Source organism: Commensalibacter melissae (genome assembly GCF_003691365.1).
Taxonomy (GTDB): Bacteria; Pseudomonadota; Alphaproteobacteria; order Acetobacterales; family Acetobacteraceae; genus Commensalibacter; species Commensalibacter melissae.
In genome coordinates this window covers 911,766-936,333 of record NZ_CP033087.1, presented here as the reverse complement: position 1 = coordinate 936,333, position 24,568 = coordinate 911,766, and the positions used below count along the sequence as shown (strand labels likewise).

Here is a 24,568-nt window from a genome sequence, read left to right as displayed (position 1 = left end):
TGTTTTATACCTTATTATAAATGACAAGGAATTATTTTGCCCTCATGCAAGGTAACAACCCGATCCATTTTGGTGGCTAGGCAATGATTATGAGTAACGATCAAAGCCGTCAAACCTTCACTACGTACAACCTGTAACAGCAAATTAAAAACATGCTCGGAATTCTTTTCATCTAAATTTCCCGTTGGTTCATCCGCCAATAGAATTTTTGGTGAATTTACCAAAGCCCGTGCAATTGCAACCCGCTGTTTCTCTCCACCAGACAACTTTCCTGGGTAATGATCGACACGATGACCAAGACCAAATTTCTTTAACCAGTCCCTACCTATATTTACCGCTTTCGTTTTAGAACTCCTTGCTATCAATTGTGGTATCAAAACATTTTCCAAGGCAGTAAATTCTGCAAGCAAATGATGAAACTGATAAACAAATCCTATTGAATTTAATCTTAATTGCGTTCTTTCCCGATCATTCAATCTGGAAGATTTTCGAGCTTGAATAATAATTTCGCCCTTTTGGGGTTTTTCAAGCAATCCTGCAATATGCAACAAGGTTGATTTACCCGTACCAGAAGGAGCAATCAGGGCAACAATTTCACCATGGTTGAGCGTAAAATCAGCATTGTGCAAAATTTGAAGGTTCTCATCACCATTTTTATAGGCATGTGAAATTTTATCTAACTGAAGGACAACTTGATTATTCATTTCTCAACGCCTCAACTGGATCCGTTTTTGCCGCTTTCCAAGATGGGTATAATGTGGCCAGTAAAGAAAGGAACAAAGCCATTGACACAACCTGTATCACATCTGACCAATCTAACTTAGCCGGCAAATGTTCAAGATAATAAACCTCAGGATTAAATAGATTAGTTCCCGTGATTTTTTGCAAACCCTGACGTATATGTTCTATATTTTTACAAAATAAAATTCCCAATATAGTACCTATCAATGTTCCTGTTACCCCAACAGATGCCCCGCACATCAGGAATATCCGCATTATCGCACCACGTGATGCCCCCATGGTTCTAAGTATTGCAATATCACGTGTTTTATCCTTGACCATCATAATCAAAGAGGATATGACATTAAAAGCAGCAACCAATATAATTAACGCCAGAATAAGAAACATCACATTCTGTTCAACTTGCACTGCCCCAAAAAAAGCATTGTTGCTCTGAGTCCAATCAACAAATTTCAGATTATCATTTCTAAACGAATTCTCAAGTTGATGCGTAACAGCTTGAATATGGGTTGAATCATTCGAGAATATCTGGATTCCTGTTACCTCATCATCAAGCTGAAAATATTTCTGTGCAGCCCGCATCGGTAAAAAAACATAACTGGAATTATATTCATGCATACCAGAATCAAAAATACCAATAATTCTATAGGATTTGATTCTGGGAATATTACCCATTACTGTTGCGGACCCTTTAGGTGAAATTAAAGTTAACCTTGAACCAACTCCCAGATTTGCTTGCTCAGCAAGAGTTTCACCAATAATGATGACATCATCGCCTTGAAATTGTTTCAAAACTGTTGGATCAAGGGTTTTACTAATGACCTTGAGTTTTTCCAAACCAGAAGCTGTCATTCCCCTAACCATTCCACCAGAGTTGAAATTTCCAGCACTTATCAACACTTGTCCTTCAATAAAGGGAATGGCTGATGTAATATGGGGCATTTGTTCAATTCTGTTGGATAAATTATTATATCCCCTTAAAGAGGTTGGCCCATCATAAGATTGACTGTATACACTCAAATCTCCATTCAAGCCTAGTATACGTCCCAATAAATCAGCCTTGAAACCGTTCATGACAGCCATGACGACTATTAATGTTCCAACACCCAAGGCTATTCCTATCAATGAAAAAATAGCTATTATTGAAACAAAACGCTCGCCTTTTCTAGCACGAAGATATCGTTTTGCAACCATTCTTTCAAAAGAGCCAAACATAAATCCATTACCCTTGATAAGAGGAAATATAATTCATCACCTGTTCTATAGATACTTCCGTTCTTTCGCCGGTTTCACGACGTTTAATCTCGACAACATTATTACCTATCCCTCTTGGACCGATAATAATTTGCCAAGGGTGCCCCATCAAATCAGCATCTGCAAATTTCACTCCTGCCCGTTCATCACGATCATCATACAACAACTGTTCTTGATCCATTTTATACAATGCTTCACAAGCATCCTTACAAGCTTGATTCTTCAATCCCAAATTAATAATCACGGCTTTGAAAGGAGCAATAGTATCTGGCCATATTATCCCCTGATCATCATGTGATGATTCAATTATTGCCCCGACAAGACGGGAAACCCCAATACCGTAAGAACCCATGTGAGGATTTATTTTGTCACTATCAGGCCCTATCACAGAAACATTCATTGCCTCTGTATATTTTGTTCCAAAATAGAAGATTTGACCTACCTCAATTCCACGTCCTTCACAGCGTCTGGATTCTGGAACTTTTTGCCACTCATTCTGATCATGTTTTTCATCAGTGGCGGCATAAAATCGTGTCATACGTTGGAAGAAAGCGGCCAAGGATTCCTTATCATTTGTATCAACCGGCATTTCAAGCCAGTTCTGTTCCGTGAAATCAGAATCAAAATAGATCCCGCTTTCACCCGTAGGTGCCAAAATAATAAATTCATGGCTTAAGTCCCCGCCTATCGGACCTGTATCAGCCAACATTGGAATTGCTTTCACACCAATTCTTTGAAATGTCCTGAGATAAGAAAGCATCATTTTATGATAGGTTACAACGGCATCTTCATAATTAAGATCAAAACTGTATCCATCTTTCATATAGAATTCCCGTCCGCGCATCACACCGAAACGTGGACGAATTTCATCCCTGAACTTCCACTGAATTTGGTATAAAAGCTGTGGAAGTTCTTTATAGGATTTTATAAATTGTCCAAATATATCCGTTATCATTTCTTCATTCGTGGGACCATATAAAAGATCACGTTTGTGACGATCAACAATACGAAGCATTTCCGGTCCATAAGCATCATAACGCCCAGAACGTTTCCATAAATCCGCCGATTGCAAAGTTGGCATCAAAACTTCCTGTGCATTGATAGCATTTTGTTCTTCCCTCACAATTCTCGATATATTGTCAAGAACTCTCAATCCCAAGGGCAGCCATGCATAAATGCCAGAAGACATTTGCCGAACCATTCCTGTTCTTAACATGAGACGATGAGAGATAATTTGAGCTTCAGCTGGATCTTCTTTTAAAGTTGGAAGAAAACTGGACGATAGACGCATATTTATCCTATTAAAACCATATTTTTATGAAACATTACAATCGATCAATATTACTCAATATCAATAGAATATCACAACCGTATGACGTGAACCTCGATAAGCGGTTTTTTACCAAGCTTACGCCCCAGAATACGTCTTAGTATTGATTTCGATTTGTCAATTAATTCTTCGTCATTCAACCGAACTGTTCTTGGCAATTGTTCAATTGCATCGGCAAAATTATCAATAATCAGATCACAATCATCATACTGATCCAGTAAACCGGGCGCGCTTATATTTGGATCACTCAACAACATACCCTCATCATCCACTGCAAAACTTGCAACAATAACACCGTTATAAAGCATGCGTCGACGTGCCGCCAATACGTTCCCATCTATGGATAAAAGCCTGTTTCCATCAACCGTCAAGCGGCCATAAGGTACACTATTTACAATTTTGGTTGGTCCTGGTGCCAATTGAATGATATCTCCATCCTCAAGCAGGATAGGTTCAGAGTTACAAGACTTGGCAATTTCCGCCTGTGCATTCAAATGAATCCACTCACCATGAACAGGAATACCGTATTTTGGTTTTACCAGTTTATATAATTCTGTAACTTCATCATGACTGGCATGTCCTGAAACATGAACCAAATGATCTACGGATGTTATTACCCTGACCCCGCGACGCACCAGATTATCCTGTACACGCATGATTGCCAATTCATTACCGGGAATTGTACGACTGCTGTAAATAACAGTATCTCCAACACCAAAAGATATATGTTGATGTGTATCATAGGAAATACGGGTTAAGGCTGATCTTTCCTCACCTTGACTTCCCGTAATAATGAATACAACATTTTCCTGATCAATTTCATTCATATTCTGTTCCGTATAAAACGGAGGAATATCACGAAAATATCCATTTTCACGTGCTGCAATTTCAATATTCTGCAAAGAGCGGCCAATAATTACCACAGGGCGATTTGCCTGTTTTGCTGCATAAGCAATCGTCTCGATCCTTGAGACATTACTTGCGAAACAAGTTACTGCAACTCTTCCCCTGATATTGGCAATAAGATCAACCATGCTTTTTCTGACGGCACCCTCTGATTCAGGCGCACGTCTGACAATCGCATTCGTACTATCACAAATCATTGCCAAAACACCTTCATCACCTATCTCGGCAAATTTTGAAAGATTTGTTGGATGACCTATTACAGGATCAGGATCGAATTTCCAGTCACCTGTATGTAATACTGTTCCATAAGGAGTGCGAATTACAACACTTTGCGCTTCAGGTATAGAATGCGTTACAGGTATAAATTCCAGATCAAATTCCCCAATTCTGATACGGGCTCCAATATCAATCAGATGAATTGTGACATCATTTAGTAAGTTAGCCTCTCTCAATTTTCTTCTAATAATTGAAGCGGCAAACGACGTTGCATAGATTGGACACTCCAATGCTTCCCAAAGATATGTTATCGCACCGATATGATCTTCATGTGCGTGAGTGATAACCAATCCTAACAAACTATCTTTATATCGAATGATGAACTCAGGATCAGGCACCAGAATATCGGCTTCCGGCATGTCGTTACCACTAAAACCAATGCCACAATCAAATGCAAGCCATGACCCATTAAGACGATATAAATTAAAATTCATACCAATTTCACCTGTTCCTCCTAAGGGAAGAAAGGCAAAATCGTTTGCAGTTTCATTCATGTTTATCCTTTTTATTATTTTTACTATGATGTTTTATTACGATTTGCAAGCAATCTTAATCCTTCTAACGTTAATTCCAGACTAATTTTTTCAAAAATATCGGTACCTTCTGCCAATAAGGATGCCAATCCGCCTGTTCCTATAACGCGATAGGAACAATTAGCTTCGGCTCCAATCCTTTTTATGATACCCTCAATAAGACCTATATATCCCCAATATATACCTGATCGCATTGCGTTAACTGTTTCTTTACCTATCACGGAAATGGGTTTCATTATACCGATCTTTGGTAATCGAGCTGCGGCTTTATGTAGAGATTCCAAAGATAAAGTAAGACCGGGTGAAATAATTCCTCCGCAATAATTTCCTTTTTCATCAATAACATCAAATGTTGTGGCTGTCCCTAGATCCACAACAATTAAAGGACCCCCAAATAGAGTATGAGCTGCTAGGCCATTTAGCAAACGATCAACACCCACTTCATGAGGGTTATCAATTAAAATTTTGAATCCCCAATCCAGATCAGATGAAGCGATAAGAGGTTCGACGCCAAACCATTGTCGACACAATAATCTCAATTGATATAAAATCGGGGGAACAACAGTACCAATGATAATGTTGTCAATCTGATCAGTTTTTATCCCACAGGCTTGCAGTAAAATAAGTAATGTCGCGGCGTATTCATCTGATGTATGGTTGGGAATTGTACTCATTCGCCATGAACCCACCCATTTTTCACCATTATGTATAGCAAATACAACATTGGTATTGCCCGCATCAATGACCATTAACACGCTTTAACAATCCTGAGAATTATCTAACCAAAAAACTTCACCCGTAGAGAAACTTCGCATTTCCTTTACAGTTTGTAATAATAGTAACCCATGTTCATCAATACCACAATAAATTCCTTCCCAACTATTTTGCTGTAAATTTACAGTTAATTTTGAATTTAAAGGTATTGATTTCTTTATCCATGCCTCACGTATAATTTTTTCTTGGTCATTTGTTAAAAAATTTATCCAGTAATCAAAATAATATATAATTTTCTTTGATAACTCTTTTGCTAAGGGTGGTTTAGTTACAAAATCTTTTAAACAACCCAATTTTCTATTCAAATCAGGATAACTATTGATATTGACACCAAAACCTATAACCAACCATTCTAATTGACTGGTCTTGGAAATATTGCTTTCAATTAGAATTCCACCAATTTTCCTGTTTTTATACAATAGATCATTAGGCCATTTAATAAATAATTCATGATCGACTTTGCTGTAAAATCTTACAGCATCATAAAGAGATAATGCTGCAACAAACGGAATCCAATTCAATTTTATATTTGATGATCTTGGCCAATATAATAAAGAAAAGGCTAAATTACCCTGAGGTTCGATCCATTTGCGCCCACGGCTTCCCCGTGGTGATGACTGAGAGTCAGCCAAAACAGCCAGATTTGTTTTATGTCCTGATCTGGCCCTCTCAATGCAGTGATCATTGGTAGACGATAACGTGGAATAATGTTCAAATTTCCAGAACCTTCTTTTTTCCACGTTTAGACACTTAAATGATTAATTAAACAAAGATTTAGCCGCAATGCGTCCAACATGCATCATTGGGCCCATAAATATGATAAAAATTACCGTTAACGCGCTCATACCAAAGGACATAAAAGAAATTGATAATGAACGATGATCAAGTTGTCCATGAGATTTATCCATGAAGATGATCTTGACAATCCTAAGATAGAAAAAAGCGCTTAAAACGCTGGCAACAATTCCAACTGTTGCAAGTACGTATAAATGCACCTGAATAGCTGCCCAAAAAACCATAAATTTACCAAAGAATCCTGCAAGTGGCGGAACACCTGCCATACTAAACATGAAAATTGCCATAGCAACCGCTATGCCCGGATCACTTTTACCAAGTCCAGCCAAATCATTTATGTTTTCTACAACCTTACCTTTTCGCGTCATAGATGTAATCACGGCAAAAGTTCCGACATTCATGAAAAGATAAGTTGTCAAGTAAATGATCGTTCCCAAAACACCATTTGAATTTCCTGCAGCTAATCCAACCATTGCATATCCCATATGTGCAACTGAAGAATATGCCATCATTCTTTTAATATTTAATTGTGATATAGCACCAATACTTCCAATAATTATGGATAACAATGATATAACTTCAATCAAAAACTGCCATTGATAGGATAAGGTTCCAAAAGGTTCCGACATTAACCGTAAAAATAATGCAAAAGCTGCAAATTTTGGCGACGTCGAAAGAAAGGTTGTAACAGGCGTGGGAGCACCTTGATAAACATCCGGTGTCCACATATGAAAAGGTACTGCAGAAATTTTAAAGCATATTCCAATTAAAACAAAAACCAGTCCCACGACAAAACCTATATTATTATAATTTGCCGCTGCAATGGCTTTATGAACATTGTTATATTCCATACTTCCAGCTGCGCCATAAAGCATAGAAATACCATAAAGTAAAATTGCAGACGCGACTGATCCCAAAATGAAATATTTAATCCCAGATTCAGCTGATAACGGATTGTTACGATCAATTGCACATAAAATATATAAAGATAACGAAGATAACTCCAGTCCAAGATACAGGCTCATAAGATTATTGGATGAGACCATAACCATTGCACCGACCGTGGAAAAAATTATCAACGCTATAAATTCAAAATATGTTGTTTTATTTTTTTTATTAAAATCCAAGGACAAAATAATTGTTAATAAACCTGCAATAAGAACCAGCAATTTCATGTAACGGGAAAATTCATCATTTACAAATAACCCGTAATATGCCAACCCATTTGCATTGGTTAACGTTAAAAATCCCGCGGCAATAAATATTGCCGTAGAAAAAATGGCAGAGGGAAAAAAGGAATTTTCCTTTTTTTGCAGCGCCCCGAATAACAATATAATAAGACCACCAATTGTTAATACAATTTCTGGAATAGCAAGCGTCCAATTCATCGGATTTATCCTGACTTAACTTAATATCATTGATAGATCAGGAAAGTGGCGACGATAACCACCAACCCAATTGCCATGGTAAAAGCATATAAAGCAAAAGAACCATTTTGAATCCAGGATATCCCTTTGGCAGAACGATTTGTAAATTGCGCCAGTATGACAGGAAATTCCTGGATAATATCTTTTTCACCAATTTTCCATAATGCCTTAGACAAAACCGCATAAGGACGGATAATTATTACATCGTAAAGTTTATCGAAATACCATGCATTTAATAGAAAACGGTAAAACCCCTTCATTGACTGAGCTAATGATATAGGGATATTCGGATTAACTATATAACATAAATAAGCGATTAAAATACCCAGTATACCAAGTATAAGTGGCATTAATGCAATAATTGCAGGTGTATGTTGCTCAATAATCATATGCAAATTAGCTGAAACATTAACAATTGAACCTCCCCAAAATATAACTTGTTGAGAACCTATATAATAAGGATATAGGATAATGCCTCCAATAATTGATGAAACACCAAGTATGATCATGGGTAAAGTCATAGAGAAAGGAGATTCTTTTGCATGATCATAATTTTCCTTATGTTTTGGTTTTCCATGGAACACAAGAAACAACATCCGCCAGCTATATAGGCTTGTAAGAAACGCAGTTAATAACAATACAACCCAAGCCGCATATCCCAAAGAAGATTGGGTTGCCCAAACAGCTTCCAGAATGGCATCTTTTGACCAGTAACCTGCAAATGGATATATTCCACCCAATGCTAAACAGCCTATCCACATCAATATGCAAGTCAAAGGTAATTTTTTATACAATCCACCCATCTTGAACATATCCTGTTCATCATGAAGCGCGATAATCACTGATCCCGCACCAAGAAACAACAATGCCTTGAAAAAAGCGTGTGTCGTTAAATGGAATACTGCAATTTGATAGGTTCCCACACCAACTGCGACAAACATATATCCAAGCTGAGAACAAGTTGAATAAGCAATGGATTTCTTAATATCTGATTGTACCAAAGCAACAGAACCGGCAAATAATGCTGTTAATGATCCTATAACAATAATGAATATCTTAACATGTGGAGCCAATTCAACCAGGGGTGACATTCTTGCCATCAAGAATACACCTGCTGTCACCATAGTTGCGGCATGAATAAGTGCGGAAACTGGCGTTGGTCCTTCCATTGCATCCGGTAACCATACATGAAAAAACAATTGGGCAGACTTTCCCATGGCCCCGACAAATAGCAGGAATGCAATAAATTCATATATCTGGAAATCAAAACCCAATAAATGATAATGCAGTTGAACTAAATCAGGTAATTTTTGAAATATTTCATTATAAAAAACCGAACCGGTCGTGATAAAAAGCAAACTAATGCCTACGAGAAAAAATAGATCCGCAATACGATTTACAACAAAAGCCTTGATTGCGGCTGATATAGCTGCTGGACGCATATACCAGTATCCAATAAGTAAATAACTGCATAAACCTACCCCTTCCCAGCCAAAAAACAATTGAACCAGATTATTAGAAGTAATCAAGGCAATCATACTGAATGTAAATAAAGATAAATATGCAAAAAAGCGATAAGTTGGCATCGTGTCATGCGACATATATCCCATACTATAGATATGGATTAACAAGGATATGCTTGATACCATCGTCAACATGGCGACAGACAAACTGTCCAGTTTCAAATACCAGTTAATATGAAAATTACCGGCATTGATCCACTCCATAAAATGAACAACTTGACTATCCATATGATTGGCAAAAAATTGCCAAGTTACAAGCCATGCACATGTAACCGATATGGACATTCCAAGAATAGAAATAAACTTCGCAAATGAATCACCGATTATCCGCCCCATTAACCCTGCGCATAAAAAACCAGCCAAGGGTGAGATAACAGCTGTAATAAATAATGATGATGTCATTTCTTTACCCCTTCATCATCATCGTATCTTGCACTTCCACCGACCGACGATTACGATAAAATACCATAATAATGGCAAGTCCGATGGCAGATTCTGCAGCGGCGACTGTAAGGCTAAACATAACCATAATCTGCCCTGTTAAATTGCTATATAAAGAAGAGAATGCAATTAAATTAAGATTTGCAGATAAAAGCATCAATTCAATAGACATCAATATAACAATTAAATTCTTCCGATTGGCAAAAACACCAAACAGACCAATTGAAAATAAAATACCACTGACAATCATATAGGGAGCAAGCCCCACAGAATTTAAAATATTCATTTCATTTGCTCCCTTTGCTGTCTTTTTTCAGTAATATCGGTTTTATCACCAGGTTTTGGACCGAAGGAATCCTCTTGTACAACACCATAATAAGTCTCTTTGGGACGAAGGAAACCGCCAATATCCTGAATGCTTTTATTCAAGGGCACATCACGAATTTCCAGAGTTTGGCTAGGTTCGCGCATATGTTGGCGCATAATGTTCTGTCTACGGTTTTTAGGATTTTTATGCAGGGTCAAGACAATTGCACCGATCATTGCAACAAGCAGGATTAATCCACAAATCTGGAATAACAAAACATAATGCGTATATAAAATATCCCCCAATGCTTTGGTATTCGAAATATCATGCAACGCAGAATTTTGACCCTTGCCTATCAATTCAGGATCAACATGCCAATGGATGGCAATCATAATAAATTCAACGACAAGAATAAAAGCAATGATACAACCCACAGGCATGTAACGCTGCATTCCTTCCTTTAACTGGACCAGCTCTATTTGCATTGTCATTACAATAAACATAAACAGAACCATGACTGCACCAGCATATATGGCTATCAAAAGTATAGCCAAAAATTCGGCACCGGCCAGCATAAACAATCCAGCGGCATTACAGAATGCAAGAATTAGAAATAGGGCTGCATGAACTGAATTTCGAACAAAAACAACCATCGATGCTGATAGTAGCAAAATTATTGCGAAAATATAAAAAAGAATAATCGGTGTCATTATCCTAATTCCTGATCAAAGATCTTTATAAGACCCGATATATAAATTAATTTATTCATTTTAAATGTTTCCTGCCTCACCGATATGGAGCATCCTGCTCCAGTCTCAATGCCAAGGCACTTTCCCATTGATCCCCATTAGACAATAATTTGCTTTTGTCGTACATCAACTCTTCCCGAGTTTCAGTGGCGAATTCGTAATTGGGTCCTTGAACAATCGCGTCAACAGGACATGCTTCCTGACATAACCCACAATAGATGCATTTTGTCATATCTATATCATACCGGGTAGTTCTTCTCGAACCATCATTCCGCTCTTCAGCCTCAATGGTAATTGCTTCAGCCGGACACGTTGCCTCACACAATTTGCACGCAATGCAACGCTCTTCTCCATTGGCATAACGACGCAAGGCATGCTCCCCTCTAAACCGTGGTGAAAGAGGACTTTTTTCATAAGGATAATTGATTGTTGCCTTCGGTTTGAAGAAATAACGTAGTGTTATTCCAAGTCCAGTCAACAATTCTGATAATAAAAAAGACCGTGCGGTTCTATCAATAAAACCCATTAACCAGCTCCTCCATATATCCCTACGCCGGTTACCATTACAAACGCAGCGGTAAGCACAACCCATATTAATGAAAAGGGTAAGAATATTTTCCAGCCTAATCGCATTAACTGATCATAACGGTATCTTGGAAACGCGCTTCTTACCCATATAAAACAAAATAGACAAAATAAAACTTTAATTATCATCCAGAAAGGTGCAGGTATCCAGGTAAACGGCACACAATCAAAGGGTGGCAACCATCCACCTAAAAATATGATGCTGGTAATTGCAGACATCAAAATCATGTTGCCATATTCAGCCAGAAAAAATAATCCGAAGGCCATTGAGGAATATTCCACAAAAAAACCTGCCACCAGTTCACTTTCACCAACTGAAAAATCAAAAGGTGGACGATTGGTTTCAGCTAAACATGAAATAAAGAAAATAATGAACATGGGAAACATTGGCAGGAAAAACCAGACATGTTTTTGTGCCAGGACAATATCGTTCATATTTGCACTACCAACAAGCAACAGTACGGAAACGATAACAAGTCCAATCGAGACTTCATAAGATATCATCTGTGCCGTGGCACGCATGGCCCCCAATAAAGAGTATTTCGAATTCGAGGCCCAGCCGGCCAACAGAGTTCCGTAAACACCCAAGGAGGAAATCGCCAATAGGTAAAGTATACCAATATTAAGATTTGCAACAGCCCAACCATCATTCACGGGAATTACCGCCCATGCGAATAGGGACAATGTAAAGACTAGAATTGGCGCGACAAAAAACAAGACCCGATTTGCCTTGGCAGGAATGATCGTTTCCTTAAAAATCATTTTAACCGCATCGGCAAAGGGTTGCAGCAAACCGAAAGGACCAACAACATTCGGACCTTTACGAAGCATAATTGCAGCCAAAACTTTACGTTCCAACCAAGTCAGATAAGCGACACCGACAAGCACTGGAACCAATAGTGCCAGTGTTTTTAATATAATCAGGATAACTGATCCGAGTAATGTATGAAAAAAGAAATGTTCCATGATATCACTCCGCAGCTTTTGCCGATGAATTGGCACCACGTGTTTTTGAACATTCATGCATTGTGAGGCTGGCTCTACTGATTGAATTCGTTAAGAAATAATCTGAAATAATCGCCCTAAAAGATTGTTTTTCAATGTTTTTTTCTGAAATATTTATGGAAGAACACATCTGGTTTCTAACTACTCCCTTTTCCTTAAATACAGGATAGGCCTGTGCCAGGCAAGTTCTTAACTCATATAAATTGGAATAAGGAAGATCAATATTCATTGATTGGGCAATTTCTGAAATAATTTTCCAATCTTCCTTGGCATTTCCAGGAGGTAAAATCGCCCTGTTACCCTGCTGAATTCTGCCTTCAGTATTAACATAAATACCTGATTTTTCTGTATAAGCGGCTCCAGGTAAAATAATATCAGCACGTTTGGCAGACCGATCTCCATGATGTCCCTGATAAATCACAAAGCAATCGGCAGCCAATTTTGAAAGATCAATTTCATCTGCATCAAGCAACCACAAAAGATCTGTGCCACCCGTAACCATCGAGCGTGCATCTTGTGAATCCGATTTAGGATAAAATTCCATATCCAGACCCGCAACACGAGCGGCTGCATGATGAAGGACATTGAATCCATTCCAATTTTCGGTTACGGCGCCAATTTTATGAGCCAAAGCCAAGGTTTTTTCAAATATTAATTTTGCATCTTCACGAACCAATGCCCCATGTCCAATAATAATCATTGGGCGTTTCGCATTATTCAGAATTTCGTTAAAGGCAAGCTCATTTCGTAACAATGAATCAATTAAAGTTGGATCCTCTCCTAAATTCTCAATTTTATACGTAGGATCATCAATAAGTTCACCTATAAATGCAATTGGAAATTGTTCGGTAAGAGACAACCATCTTTTACGAATACGGGCATTCAATACAGGTGCCTCTTGACGTGGAAAAGCACCTATCATCAATAAAGCATCAGCCTGCTCAATTCCTGCAATCGTACTATTGAAAACATAATGTCCACGATAAGAGGTATCGTAATATGCCCCATCTTGACGACAATCTAAATTGCTGACCCCAAGATCGTTCATCAAATTTTTTAATGCGAACATGCTTTCTGCATCACATAAATCCCCTGCAATGACGCCTATACGCTCTTTTTTCGTAGATTTTAATTTTTGGGAAACAACCTGGACTACCTCATTCCATGAAGTTTCGACAAGTTTGCCTTCTTTCCTTATCCATGGTCGATCCAGACGCCGCCGTTTCAAACCATCCAGAGAGAAACGACCCTTATCAGCAAGCCAACTTTCATTAACATCATCATTTTGACGGGGGAGAATTCTCAAAACCTCACTTCCTCGCACTTGTAAAGTTATATTCGTTCCCACAGAATCCATCACATCTATTGAATCAGTATTTTTCAGTTCCCACGAACGGTAACGGAACGCGGTTGGTTTGGCCGTTAAAGCCCCAACAGGGCAAACATCAATAAGATTTCCGGAAAGTTCTGTATTGATACCCTCTTCAAGAAAGGGTGTGATTTCTAGATTGGTACCCCGGTTGATTCCGCCAAGTTCTGCCGTACCAGCGATTTCATTCATAAAACGAATACAACGTGTACATTGAATGCAACGTGTCATGACAGTGCGAACCAACGGTCCGAGATACTTATCAGTAACTGCCCTTTTTTCATCCCTGAATCGCGAACATTCACGTCCATAACCTACTGCCTGGTCCTGTAAATCACATTCACCACCTTGGTCGCAAATAGGACAATCCAAGGGATGATTGATTAATAACAGTTCCATCGTACTGCGACGCGCTGCCCTGACCATTTCTGTGTCAGTCAAAACCTGCATTCCATTCATTACTGGCTGTGAGCATGATGAAACCAGAGGTTTACGAGAACCGGTTATCTCAACCATACACATTCTGCAGTTTCCAGCCACAGAAAGTTTTTCATGATAACAAAAACGAGGGATTTCCTTTCCTGCTGCCTCACAGGCCTGTAATACTGAAGAACCATTGGGAACATCCACAGGAATACCATCAACGATAACTTTTACCATAATTCCTTCCTATCCCAATACCGGCGTTCCAACAGGCACCTGGACCTGAACAGCACCACCATGGGTTTTCTTATAATCCATAATTCTTTGTTCCATCATTGGACGGAAATTACGAATTAATGCTTGCACGGGCCAGGCAACAGACATACCCATTGCACAGATTGTTGTGTTTTCAATCTGTTTCGTTACATCCATCAACATATCAATTTCTTCTATTTCTGCACGTCCCTCTGTCATTCTCTTCATGACCTTCAGCACCCAATTGGATCCTTCCCGACATGGAGTGCACTGACCACAGCTTTCATGTTTATAGAACTGAGAAATACGTGTAATCGCCCTAATAAGATCCGTTGACTTATCCATCACAACTATGCCAGCCGTTCCCAACCCGGACCCAACTTCACGCATACCGTCAAAATCCATTATAACGGTATCACACACTTCCTTGTTCAGCATGGGCATTGACGTACCACCCGGAATAACAGCTAAAAGGTTATCCCATCCACCACGTACACCCCCGCCATGACGTTCAATAATTTCCTTCAAGGGCAATCCCAATGCCTCTTCAAATACACAGGGAGTTTGAATATGACCCGAAATCGCCATTAGTTTTGGACCAGTATTGTTTTTACGCCCTATACTTGAAAACCAAGCGGCTCCTCTACGCATTATTGTAGGGGTTACCGAAATGCTTTCAACATTATTGATCGTGGTAGGACAACCATATAATCCCTTACCCGCTGGGAAAGGTGGCTTCAGACGCGGCTGTCCCTTTTTGCCTTCAAGACTTTCAAGCTGGGCTGTTTCCTCACCACAAATATATGCGCCTGCACCGCGATGAATATAAAAATCAAAATCCCAACCACTACCACAGGCATTTTTACCGATCAATCCCGCTTCATATGCCTCGTCAATGGCAACTTGCAGTCTGTTGGCTTCATGGTAATATTCACCACGAATATATATGTAGGCAACATGCGCGCCTATTGCAAAAGAGGCAAGCAATGCACCTTCAACAATTTTATGAGGCTCATGACGTAAAACTTCCCTGTCCTTGCAAGTGCCAGGCTCTGATTCATCCCCATTAATTACCAAATAATGAGGTAAGGGACCATCCCCTTTGGGCATAAACGACCATTTTAGACCTGTAGAGAAACCTGCGCCACCACGTCCCCTTAACCCTGAGTCAATTACCTCTTTGACGATTTTTTCACGTCCCAAAGCTAAAATAGCCTTGGTATTATCCCAATCACCCCGTTTACGAGCACCTGCCAATTTCCAGTCATCCTGACCATGCAAATTGACATAAATACGGTCTTTAGATTCTAGCATCGTTTTTTGGCCTTTGAATTATCTGATAAGGAATGATCTTGACGCAAAGGAGCCGAATTCAAACGATTTAATGCAGATCCTGGAGGCGATTTTTCCCCTCTTCTCAATGCATTAATTAACTCAATGGTTTTTGGACCATTCATGTCTTCATAATAATCATGATCAACCTGTAGAATAGGCGCATTTGCACAGGCACCCAAACATTCAACCTCGGAAAGCGTGAACAATCCATCTTCACTGGTTTGACCAAATTCCCTGATTCCTGTCGCTTTTTTACAGGCTTCAACCACTTCATCCGATCCCCTCAACCAGCATGGTGTTGTTCCACAAACTTGCAAATGATATTGCCCTATGGGTTCGAGGTTAAACATTGTATAAAATGTGGCAATTTCTAATACCCTCACAGGCGCAATTTCCAGACGTTTTGCAACAGCAGCCATGGCCGCCTTTGGCACCCAAGCACTTTTGGTCAAACGTTTCATCTGATCTTGAACGATATATAATAAAGGTATAACAGCACTTGCTTTTCTCCCTGTCGGATATTTTGCAAGCACCTTCTCTATCTGCATTTCACTTTCTTTATCAAAAGTGAAGTCAGATGGCTCAATATTCATTTTACTTTCTGACATTACACCCTATCTATCCACTTCACCAAAAACCAAATCCAACGAACCAATAATTGCAACCATGTCAGCCAACATATATCGATGGGATAATTCATCTAATGCTTGAAGATGCGAAAAACCTGTCGGACGTATTTTACAACGATAAGGTTTGCTTCCGCCATCCGCCACAAGATATACCCCAAATTCACCTTTTGGACTTTCAACAGCGGTATAGGTTGTGCCTGCAGGAACATGAAATCCTTCACTATAAAGTTTGAAATGATGAATCAATGCCTCCATTGAATGTTTCATATCTTTGCGTTTTGGAGGTGAGATTTTATCATCTTCAGTCTTAATTGGACCAGGTTTTATCTTGCTTAGGCATTGCTCAATTATTTTGGCGCTCTCGCGCATTTCAACAACACGAATCAAATACCGATCATAACAATCCCCTTGCCGAGCAACGGGAATTTTAAAATCAACTTTATCATAATTATCATAGGGTTGGGATCGCCGCAAATCCCATGCAACTCCCGATGCTCGCAAACATGGACCAGAAAATCCCCATGACAATGCATCTTCAGTTGTACAGATTCCAATTCCAACAGTTCGCTGTTTCCAAATACGGTTTTCTGTTAACAATCCTTCAATATCATCAATTAATTTTGGAAAATCTCTAACCCATTTTCCAATTTTCTCTTCCATACCTGCGGGCATATCCTTAGCCACCCCCCCATGCCTAAAATAATTCGCATGAAAGCGGGCGCCAGATACACCTTCATAAAATTCCATTAATTTTTCGCGCTCTTCATAAGCCCACAATGCAGGTGTCATCGCCCCACAATCGAGACCCATGGCAGTCACGTTCAGTAAATGATTTAATATACGGGTTATTTCAGCAAACAGAACTCTTATCCATTTTGCACGATCAGGAACATCAATCCCCAGCAATTTTTCTGTAGCAAGAACATAGGCATGTTCCTCGCTCATTGGAGAGGCATAATCCAAACGATCAAAATAAGGCAGTCCCTTATGATAAGCCTTGTGCTCCAGTAATTTTTCTGTTCCACGATGTAATAAACCAATATGCGGAGTTGCCCTTTTAACAACCTCACCCTCTAATTCCATCACAACACGCAACACACCATGAGCAGAAGGATGTTGTGGTCCAAAATTAATCGTGTGCGTATCACCTGATAAAACATGTGATATATTCTGAGAAATTTCAGATTTCACCTCTGATGTTTTATCGGTTACCCCTTCTTGTATAATTTCACTCATCAAATATCCTTTTACCGTTTAATCCTATATAGAATACGGTTTAATATTTTGACGCTTCTCATGAATCTTTTCGTCACCAGGAAGTGTTACAATACCTTCCCAGGGTGAATCAAAATCAAAGTCCCGCATCTCCTGTGTCAAATGGACCGGTTCATAAATTACTTTATTTTGATCAGCATCATATCTAACTTCTACATATCCTGTAACAGGGAAATCCTTTCGCAAAGGATGTCCATCAAATCCGTAATCCGTCAAAATGCGCCTCAAATCAGGCTGTCCGGAAAATAATATACCAAACATGTCATAACATTCACGTTCCCACCACGTTGCATTTTTCCATAAATGATGAACGGAGGGAACCGGTTCTTTTTCATCTGTATGAACAATGATACGAATACGCTGATTCAATGTTACAGATAAAAGATTATAGACAACATCAAATCTTTTTTGACGGTAGGGATAATCAACACCGCACAAATCCATCAATTGTTCGAATTTGCAAATGGGATGATTTTTAAGCAGAATTAACACATCAAGCAAACAGTTGAGTTTAACCAATATGATTAATTCATCGTGATCAAACTCAGCCTTGACAACGCCATTTGACGAAGACATGAGCATCATACCAATCGCCTGCAAATTTGCTTTTTGATTTAAAGTTCTTTTTTTAGAATTTTCTGTAAAATTAACCACGAAGAATTGTCCCTGTACGCTTGATTTTCTTTTTCAACAACATAATACCATAAATCAATGCCTCAGCGGTTGGCGGACACCCGGGTACATAAACATCTACAGGGACAATACGATCACATCCCCTTACGACTGAATAGGAATAATGATAATATCCCCCACCATTTGCACAGGATCCCATTGAAAGAACCCATCTTGGTTCTGACATTTGGTCATATAATCGACGTAAAGCAGGTGCCATTTTATTCGTTACCGTACCAGCCACAAGCATGACATCTGCCTGTCTGGGCGATCCCATTGGAACAACCCCCATACGGTCCAAATCATAACGTGGCATATAGGCATGAATCATTTCAACAGCACAACAAGCCAACCCAAATGTCATTGGCCAAAGACTGCCAGTTCTTCCCCAATTGATTAATTGGTCAAGCTTGGCAACAACAAAACCTTTATTTGAAATTGCCCCCGTTATTCCTTTAATAACTGCATCCTGTTCAGATCCAGGAGGTAACGTTTCTTGATTCCAGTAAACCTGATCAGGATCAGATTTATTTGTTATTTTTATATTCATTATCTACTCGTTTTAACCGACAATGGAATAATTTTTACTTAATCCCATTCCAGTGCACCTTTGCACCATTCATACGCGAAACCTATGGTCAGGACTAAAAGAAATACAACCATAGAGAAAAAACCGAACATGCCAGTTTTAGACAGGGTCAAAGCCCATGGAAACAGAAACACCATTTCCAGATCAAATATCGTGAATAATATTCCCACCAAATAATAGCGCACGTCAAACATATGACGTGCATTTTCAAATGCCGGAAATCCGCACTCATAAGGCGTTATCTTTTCAGCATATGGTTTTTGTTTTGCACAAAATAATGCCGCACCCAACATTGCAACCGCAATTATTAAAGAAATAATCCCAAATATTAACACGGGTAAATAACTGTTTAAAATTGCCTGCATGGCTAATACTCTTTAATTTTTTATAGAAAATTAAATCATTTGTCAAAAATGAACTCAATTCTTTATATCAAAGAAAAAAAAGAATTACACTGTTAATATTAAATATATTGATTTTTATTGATTATTTTAATAAATTTAATGGAACAAATTATTTTGATGAAAATTTTAGTGATTTTCTATTATTGCGCCATTATACTATAAATTAAATGGCGCGAGTGACGGGGCTCGAACCCGCGACCTCCGGCGTGACAGGCCGGCGCTCTAACCAAACTGAGCTACACCCGCGCATTACATGAAGCTTTCTAAAAGCTCTTTAATATTTTGTCAATATTAATATCTAACAAAATATTAATTTATGGTGGGCGATGACAGGCTCGAACTGCCGACCCTCTCGGTGTAAACGAGATGCTCTACCAACTGAGCTAATCGCCCGCTCCGTTTACCGGAACAACGACTTCTTAACACTGAAGCCGTTGTGTTGTCCAGTTATTTTTTCAAAAAAAATGAACTTTTTTTAAAATTATTTACTAACAGCTTCTTTTAACAATTTACCAGGTTTAAAACGTACTGAAGTAGATGCTGGAATCTTGATTTCTTCACCTGTACGTGGGTTACGCCCTTTGGCTGCTTTACGATGAGCAGTGACGAAACTGCCAAAACCTACAAGGCGAACCTCTTGTTTTTTTGCAAGTGTTTCTTCAATAGTACTCAATACTGCATCGATAACCTCACCTGATTTGGCTTTTGACAATTCTGTTTTTTCAGCAACAGCGGCAACAAGTTCTTGTTTATTTAGAGGTTTTTCCATTCTTTTTTCTTTCTATAATAATCACAGACTAAATTTAACTGCTAATGGATATTACATCCATATCTTAAACTATTGAAGCACTTTTCAAGAACGTCAACCGTTCAAGGACTTCAATAGTTATTTTAATACATTTATTCTATTTTTGGTTGCAATATCACCACATTATTTAATGTGCCAGCTGTTTTTTTGATGAAACATTACTTTTTTTCGCAATTACTGGTGCAGAGGTTTCCTCTAGCTCAATAGATTCGTAGGGTCTAATCAATGCTTGATGAATAACATCATCTACCATTTTAACCGGAACAATTGTCAGATTTGATTTGACATTTTCAGGTATTTCCACCAAATCCCTTTCATTTTCTTGAGGAATGAAAACTTTCTTAACTCCTGCACGCAATGCAGCAAGCAATTTTTCCTTAAGACCGCCTATAGGTAAAACCCTGCCCCGCAAAGTGATTTCCCCTGTCATGGCTATATCCTTACGAACAGGAATACCTGTCATAATGCTGACAATACTGGTTGCCATCGCAACACCAGCAGATGGTCCATCCTTTGGGGTTGCACCCTCAGGAACATGAACATGTATATCATGCTTTTCAAACAAATCAGGATGTATTCCAAATTGCAAAGCTCGACTTTTTACATAAGATAAGGCTGCAGATACACTTTCCTGCATTACCTCGCCAAGCTTCCCGGTTATCTTTATATGCCCCTTGCCTGGAACCATGACACTTTCTATATGAAGAATGTCACCACCTACTTCTGTCCACGCAAGTCCAGTTACGACACCTATAATATCGCGTTCTTCACTTTCACCATAAAAATACCGTTTAACCCCGACATAATCCTCCAGATTATCCAACGTGATCTTTATATGGTCACATTCTCCAGAAACGATCTTCTTCACAATTTTACGAGCAATTTTCGCTATCTCTCGTTCAAGATTACGTACACCTGCCTCACGGGTATATGTGCGGACAAGTTCACGCAACACGTCATCATCAATTGACCATTCTGTAGGTTTAAGACTATGAGATTCCCCCTCCTTCTTGATCAAATGCTGACGGGCGATCTGAACCTTCTCATCTTCTGTATAACCGGCAATGCGGATAATTTCCATACGATCCAATAAAGGTTGTGGCATATTGAAACTATTTGCCGTTGTAATGAACATTACATCAGAAAGATCATAATCGACTTCTAGATAATGATCTACAAACGTGGAATTCTGTTCAGGATCAAGAACTTCCAAAAGAGCGGAAGCTGGATCTCCGCGCCAGTCTGCTCCAAGTTTATCAATTTCGTCCAGTAAGAATAAAGGATTAGAAGTCCCAGCCTTTTTCATTCCCTGAATAATTTTACCGGGCATTGCACCAATATATGTTCGACGATGTCCACGAATCTCGGCTTCATCGCGTACACCCCCCAAGGACATGCGAACATATTCACGTCCCGTTGCCTTGGCTATAGAACGGGCAAGGGATGTTTTACCAACACCTGGCGGTCCAACAAGGCATAAAATTGGACCTTTAAGTTTAGAAGAGCGGATTTGAACAGCAAGATATTCAAGAATTCTTTCCTTAACCTTTTCCAGTCCATAATGATCGTAGTTTAAAATTTCCTCCGCTTTTTTTAGATTCTTGGAAATTTTGGAACGTTTTTTCCAAGGCAAACCTACAATCCAGTCTAAATAATTACGCACAACGGTTGCCTCTGCAGACATCGGACTCATCCCGCGTAATTTTTTAAGATCAGATAATGCCTTGTCACGAGCTTCCTTGGTTAAGCGAAGTTTTTTTATCTTGTCTTCTAATTCTGTCAACTCATCTTTGCCGTCTTCGCCCTCGCCCAATTCTTTTTGAATAGCCTTTAACTGCTCATTCAAATAATATTCGCGCTGTGTCTTCTCCATCTGTTTTTTAACACGGTTTCGTATACGCTTTTCAACTTGTAATACTCCAACTTCTGTTTCCAAATGTTCAAGAAGTTTTTCCAAGCGTTTTTTCAAATCAACCGTTTCAAGTATTTCCTGTTTTTCAGAAACTTTAAGATTAAGATGGCTTGTAATTGTATCTATAGCCTTGGAAGAATTTTCAATTTGATTGACAGCTACCAGAACTTCAGGCGCGATTGACTTGTTCAGTTTAACATATTGCTCAAACTGATTAGTCATTGTTCTTTTTAAGACATTAATCTCCTTGTCATCATTCTCCGTTTCTTCAATAAGCTCAACCTCTGCCTCAAAAAAAGCTTCATGATCAATAAATTTCTTGACCTTGGCACGTTGAATACCCTCTACCAATACCTTGACTGTTCCATCAGGTAATTTTAACAACTGTAAAATAGTTGCAATTGTTCCAAATGAATAAACATCCTTTTCCGTAGGATCTTCAACTGAAGCATCTTTTTGGGAAACAAGCAATATTTTTGAATGATTTTTTGTAACTTCCTCTAAAGCGCAGACCGATTTTTCTCGCCCTACAAATAAAGGTACAATCATATATGGAAATACAACAATATCCCTTAACGGTAGAACAGCCATATTATTGGGCTGCCTTATTTCTTGGTCTTTATTGGCATCCTTCTCTTTTTTTTCAGAGATTTCGGATTCAATTTTCTTTTCTGTCATAAATTTATGACCTCCTTATATGGACGATCCTGTAAGAATGCCCAGGATGGCACATTCTATAAGATTACAATCTTAATATTATATATGCAGTGTATTAATTTTTTTTAAAGTAATAAACAGAATTAATTATCCTGAACCTTTATGAGTAAAAAACAATCCTAAATATCAAGATTTATTACAGATAATAAATTAATATAAAAAAAATTTACATCAAAAATAAGATATTTCTCAACCTTTTTTGATAATAATAAAAAAGACCCTTTTAAAAGAGTCTTTTCCATAAAACAATAAGTGTTTATGCTGTTTGTTCTTTATGAGGAGATATCTCCTCATAAACATAAACCGGTTCCTCTTTATGGTTAATCACCTCTTTATTAATGACGACTTTGCTTACCCCTTTAAGATCTGGCAATTCATACATTGTCGACAAAAGAATATCTTCCAGAATTGAACGCAACCCACGCGCACCTGTCTGTCGTTCAATAGCCTTATTAGCAATTTCTCGAATAGCTTCTTCTGTAAATTGCAATTGTACGTTCTCCATTTCAAACAGTTTTTGATATTGTTTTATTAGAGCATTTTTTGGCTCAGTCAGTATCTTCATCAATGCTTTTTGATCAAGATCATCAAGTGTAGCGATTACGGGCAATCTTCCAATAAATTCAGGAATTAACCCGAATTTCATCAAATCTTCGGGTTCCATCTGTCGAAACAATTTCCCAACTTCTTTATGATCTTGTGAATTTACATCTGCACCAAATCCAATCGTGTACCCTACACTCCTATCACTAATGATTTTATCCAAACCTGCAAATGCACCACCACAAATAAAGAGAATATTCGTAGTATCCACTTGCAGGAATTCCTGTTGCGGATGTTTCCGTCCTCCTTGAGGAGGAACAGATGCAACAGTACCTTCCATAATCTTAAGAAGAGCTTGCTGAACACCTTCGCCACTTACATCCCTTGTAATTGAAGGATTATCAGATTTACGTGAAATTTTATCAATTTCATCAATGTAAACGATACCCCGCTGCACCCGTTCCACGTTATAATCTGCAGCCTGTAACAATTTCAATAATATGTTTTCAACATCTTCACCAACATATCCTGCCTCGGTCAGGGTTGTTGCATCTGCCATTGTAAAAGGAACATCCAGAATTCTTGCAAGGGTTTGGGCCAACAAGGTTTTACCGGTTCCGGTTGGTCCAATAAGCAGGATATTGGATTTAGCTATCTCCACATCACCAGCTTTATCGATCTGGTTTAACCGTTTATAATGATTATGAACAGCAACGGACAAAACCTTTTTTGCGTCTGTCTGTCCTATAACATAATCATCCAAAATTTTACAAATTTCTTTAGGAGTGGGTAGATTGCCTTGTTTTTTTGCTATTTGCGTTTTATTTTCTTCACGCACAATATCCATACATAATTCGACACATTCATCGCAAATAAATACGGTTGGACCTGCGATTAATTTACGCACCTCATGCTGTGACTTCCCGCAAAAAGAGCAATATAACGCATTTTTTGAATCTTTTTTATTATCAGTCATTTTAACCTTCACCCC

22 protein-coding genes and 2 tRNA genes are annotated in these 24,568 nt (G+C 38.6%); all 24 read right to left on the bottom strand.

What is annotated here, in order from left to right:
- Positions 1–14: 14 nt before the first annotated feature.
- The gene (locus tag D9V35_RS04300; protein WP_122123511.1) at positions 15–704 is read right to left on the bottom strand and encodes an ABC transporter ATP-binding protein; all 690 of its coding nucleotides are present in this window, start codon (positions 702–704) and stop codon (positions 15–17) included.
- The gene (locus tag D9V35_RS04295) at positions 697–1,956 is read right to left on the bottom strand and encodes a lipoprotein-releasing ABC transporter permease subunit (RefSeq protein WP_122123510.1); all 1,260 of its coding nucleotides are present in this window, start codon (positions 1,954–1,956) and stop codon (positions 697–699) included. The genes D9V35_RS04300 and D9V35_RS04295 overlap by 8 nt, the downstream gene beginning before the upstream one ends.
- 7 nt (positions 1,957–1,963) lie before the next feature.
- Positions 1,964–3,286, bottom strand: coding sequence for a proline--tRNA ligase (gene proS, locus D9V35_RS04290; protein ID WP_122123509.1), 1,323 nt, complete (start codon positions 3,284–3,286; stop codon positions 1,964–1,966).
- Positions 3,287–3,357: 71 nt separating this feature from the next.
- Entirely contained in the window at positions 3,358–5,001 is a 1,644-nt protein-coding gene (locus tag D9V35_RS04285) for a ribonuclease J (RefSeq protein ID WP_122123508.1), read from the bottom strand.
- 23 nt (positions 5,002–5,024) lie between these two features.
- Complete coding sequence (locus tag D9V35_RS04280) at positions 5,025–5,795, bottom strand: type III pantothenate kinase (protein ID WP_122123507.1); 771 nt, start codon at positions 5,793–5,795, stop codon at positions 5,025–5,027.
- A gap of 3 nt (positions 5,796–5,798) precedes the next feature.
- A complete protein-coding gene (locus tag D9V35_RS04275) occupies positions 5,799–6,554 on the bottom strand; it encodes a biotin--[acetyl-CoA-carboxylase] ligase (RefSeq protein WP_122123506.1) in 756 nt (251 codons plus the stop codon).
- 18 nt (positions 6,555–6,572) lie between these two features.
- A complete protein-coding gene (gene nuoN, locus D9V35_RS04270; protein WP_122123505.1) occupies positions 6,573–7,997 on the bottom strand; it encodes an NADH-quinone oxidoreductase subunit NuoN in 1,425 nt (474 codons plus the stop codon).
- A 26-nt stretch (positions 7,998–8,023) separates the two neighbouring features.
- The gene (gene nuoL, locus D9V35_RS04265) at positions 8,024–9,961 is read right to left on the bottom strand and encodes an NADH-quinone oxidoreductase subunit L (RefSeq protein WP_122123504.1); all 1,938 of its coding nucleotides are present in this window, start codon (positions 9,959–9,961) and stop codon (positions 8,024–8,026) included.
- A 4-nt stretch (positions 9,962–9,965) separates the two neighbouring features.
- The gene (gene nuoK / locus D9V35_RS04260; RefSeq protein ID WP_122123503.1) at positions 9,966–10,286 is read right to left on the bottom strand and encodes an NADH-quinone oxidoreductase subunit NuoK; all 321 of its coding nucleotides are present in this window, start codon (positions 10,284–10,286) and stop codon (positions 9,966–9,968) included.
- On the bottom strand, positions 10,283–11,017 hold the full coding sequence (locus tag D9V35_RS04255; RefSeq protein WP_122123502.1) for an NADH-quinone oxidoreductase subunit J: 735 nt from the start codon (positions 11,015–11,017) through the stop codon (positions 10,283–10,285). The genes nuoK and D9V35_RS04255 overlap by 4 nt, the downstream gene beginning before the upstream one ends.
- 76 nt (positions 11,018–11,093) lie before the next feature.
- Entirely contained in the window at positions 11,094–11,582 is a 489-nt protein-coding gene (gene nuoI / locus D9V35_RS04250) for an NADH-quinone oxidoreductase subunit NuoI (RefSeq protein ID WP_110438946.1), read from the bottom strand.
- Positions 11,582–12,607 carry an NADH-quinone oxidoreductase subunit NuoH gene (nuoH, locus tag D9V35_RS04245; protein ID WP_122123501.1) on the bottom strand — a complete coding sequence of 342 codons (1,026 nt, stop codon included), beginning with the start codon at positions 12,605–12,607 and terminating at the stop codon, positions 11,582–11,584. Before nuoH ends, nuoI begins: the two co-directional genes overlap by 1 nt.
- A gap of 4 nt (positions 12,608–12,611) precedes the next feature.
- Positions 12,612–14,675, bottom strand: coding sequence for an NADH-quinone oxidoreductase subunit NuoG (gene nuoG, locus D9V35_RS04240; protein ID WP_122123500.1), 2,064 nt, complete (start codon positions 14,673–14,675; stop codon positions 12,612–12,614).
- A gap of 9 nt (positions 14,676–14,684) precedes the next feature.
- Complete coding sequence (gene nuoF / locus D9V35_RS04235) at positions 14,685–16,007, bottom strand: NADH-quinone oxidoreductase subunit NuoF (protein WP_122123499.1); 1,323 nt, start codon at positions 16,005–16,007, stop codon at positions 14,685–14,687.
- Complete coding sequence (locus D9V35_RS04230; protein WP_122123498.1) at positions 16,001–16,636, bottom strand: complex I 24 kDa subunit family protein; 636 nt, start codon at positions 16,634–16,636, stop codon at positions 16,001–16,003. The genes nuoF and D9V35_RS04230 overlap by 7 nt, the downstream gene beginning before the upstream one ends.
- 6 nt (positions 16,637–16,642) lie before the next feature.
- Positions 16,643–17,893 carry an NADH-quinone oxidoreductase subunit D gene (locus D9V35_RS04225; protein WP_122123497.1) on the bottom strand — a complete coding sequence of 417 codons (1,251 nt, stop codon included), beginning with the start codon at positions 17,891–17,893 and terminating at the stop codon, positions 16,643–16,645.
- A gap of 24 nt (positions 17,894–17,917) precedes the next feature.
- Entirely contained in the window at positions 17,918–18,586 is a 669-nt protein-coding gene (locus tag D9V35_RS04220; protein WP_408869339.1) for an NADH-quinone oxidoreductase subunit C, read from the bottom strand.
- The gene (locus tag D9V35_RS04215; protein WP_110438940.1) at positions 18,579–19,154 is read right to left on the bottom strand and encodes a NuoB/complex I 20 kDa subunit family protein; all 576 of its coding nucleotides are present in this window, start codon (positions 19,152–19,154) and stop codon (positions 18,579–18,581) included. Before D9V35_RS04215 ends, D9V35_RS04220 begins: the two co-directional genes overlap by 8 nt.
- A 38-nt stretch (positions 19,155–19,192) precedes the next feature.
- Positions 19,193–19,558 carry an NADH-quinone oxidoreductase subunit A gene (gene ndhC, locus D9V35_RS04210; RefSeq protein WP_122123496.1) on the bottom strand — a complete coding sequence of 122 codons (366 nt, stop codon included), beginning with the start codon at positions 19,556–19,558 and terminating at the stop codon, positions 19,193–19,195.
- A gap of 207 nt (positions 19,559–19,765) precedes the next feature.
- Positions 19,766–19,843: transfer RNA gene (locus D9V35_RS04205), tRNA-Asp, on the bottom strand.
- 71 nt (positions 19,844–19,914) lie between these two features.
- Positions 19,915–19,990: transfer RNA gene (locus tag D9V35_RS04200), tRNA-Val, on the bottom strand.
- Between the two features lie 88 nt (positions 19,991–20,078).
- Positions 20,079–20,366: an HU family DNA-binding protein gene (locus D9V35_RS04195; RefSeq protein WP_110438938.1), complete on the bottom strand. Its 288-nt coding sequence runs from the start codon at positions 20,364–20,366 to the stop codon at positions 20,079–20,081.
- 166 nt (positions 20,367–20,532) lie between these two features.
- Complete coding sequence (lon, locus tag D9V35_RS04190) at positions 20,533–22,908, bottom strand: endopeptidase La (protein ID WP_240993408.1); 2,376 nt, start codon at positions 22,906–22,908, stop codon at positions 20,533–20,535.
- 382 nt (positions 22,909–23,290) lie between these two features.
- Positions 23,291–24,553, bottom strand: a complete 1,263-nt coding sequence (gene clpX / locus D9V35_RS04185) for an ATP-dependent Clp protease ATP-binding subunit ClpX (RefSeq protein ID WP_122123494.1) — start codon at positions 24,551–24,553, stop codon at positions 23,291–23,293.
- Positions 24,554–24,568 lie beyond the last annotated feature (15 nt).

Coding starts and splice junctions, on each gene's coding strand:
- D9V35_RS04300 (WP_122123511.1), bottom strand. CDS start 704: ATGAATAATCAAGTTGTCCTTCAGTTAGATAAAATTTCACATGCCTAT.
- D9V35_RS04295 (WP_122123510.1), bottom strand. CDS start 1,956: ATGTTTGGCTCTTTTGAAAGAATGGTTGCAAAACGATATCTTCGTGCT.
- proS (WP_122123509.1), bottom strand. CDS start 3,286: ATGCGTCTATCGTCCAGTTTTCTTCCAACTTTAAAAGAAGATCCAGCT.
- D9V35_RS04285 (WP_122123508.1), bottom strand. CDS start 5,001: ATGAATGAAACTGCAAACGATTTTGCCTTTCTTCCCTTAGGAGGAACA.
- nuoN (WP_122123505.1), bottom strand. CDS start 7,997: ATGAATTGGACGCTTGCTATTCCAGAAATTGTATTAACAATTGGTGGT.
- nuoL (WP_122123504.1), bottom strand. CDS start 9,961: ATGACATCATCATTATTTATTACAGCTGTTATCTCACCCTTGGCTGGT.
- nuoK (WP_122123503.1), bottom strand. CDS start 10,286: ATGAATATTTTAAATTCTGTGGGGCTTGCTCCCTATATGATTGTCAGT.
- D9V35_RS04255 (WP_122123502.1), bottom strand. CDS start 11,017: ATGACACCGATTATTCTTTTTTATATTTTCGCAATAATTTTGCTACTA.
- nuoI (WP_110438946.1), bottom strand. CDS start 11,582: ATGGGTTTTATTGATAGAACCGCACGGTCTTTTTTATTATCAGAATTG.
- nuoH (WP_122123501.1), bottom strand. CDS start 12,607: ATGGAACATTTCTTTTTTCATACATTACTCGGATCAGTTATCCTGATT.
- nuoG (WP_122123500.1), bottom strand. CDS start 14,675: ATGGTAAAAGTTATCGTTGATGGTATTCCTGTGGATGTTCCCAATGGT.
- nuoF (WP_122123499.1), bottom strand. CDS start 16,007: ATGCTAGAATCTAAAGACCGTATTTATGTCAATTTGCATGGTCAGGAT.
- D9V35_RS04230 (WP_122123498.1), bottom strand. CDS start 16,636: ATGTCAGAAAGTAAAATGAATATTGAGCCATCTGACTTCACTTTTGAT.
- D9V35_RS04225 (WP_122123497.1), bottom strand. CDS start 17,893: ATGAGTGAAATTATACAAGAAGGGGTAACCGATAAAACATCAGAGGTG.
- D9V35_RS04215 (WP_110438940.1), bottom strand. CDS start 19,154: ATGAATATAAAAATAACAAATAAATCTGATCCTGATCAGGTTTACTGG.
- ndhC (WP_122123496.1), bottom strand. CDS start 19,558: ATGCAGGCAATTTTAAACAGTTATTTACCCGTGTTAATATTTGGGATT.
- D9V35_RS04195 (WP_110438938.1), bottom strand. CDS start 20,366: ATGGAAAAACCTCTAAATAAACAAGAACTTGTTGCCGCTGTTGCTGAA.
- lon (WP_240993408.1), bottom strand. CDS start 22,908: ATGGCTGTTCTACCGTTAAGGGATATTGTTGTATTTCCATATATGATT.
- clpX (WP_122123494.1), bottom strand. CDS start 24,553: ATGACTGATAATAAAAAAGATTCAAAAAATGCGTTATATTGCTCTTTT.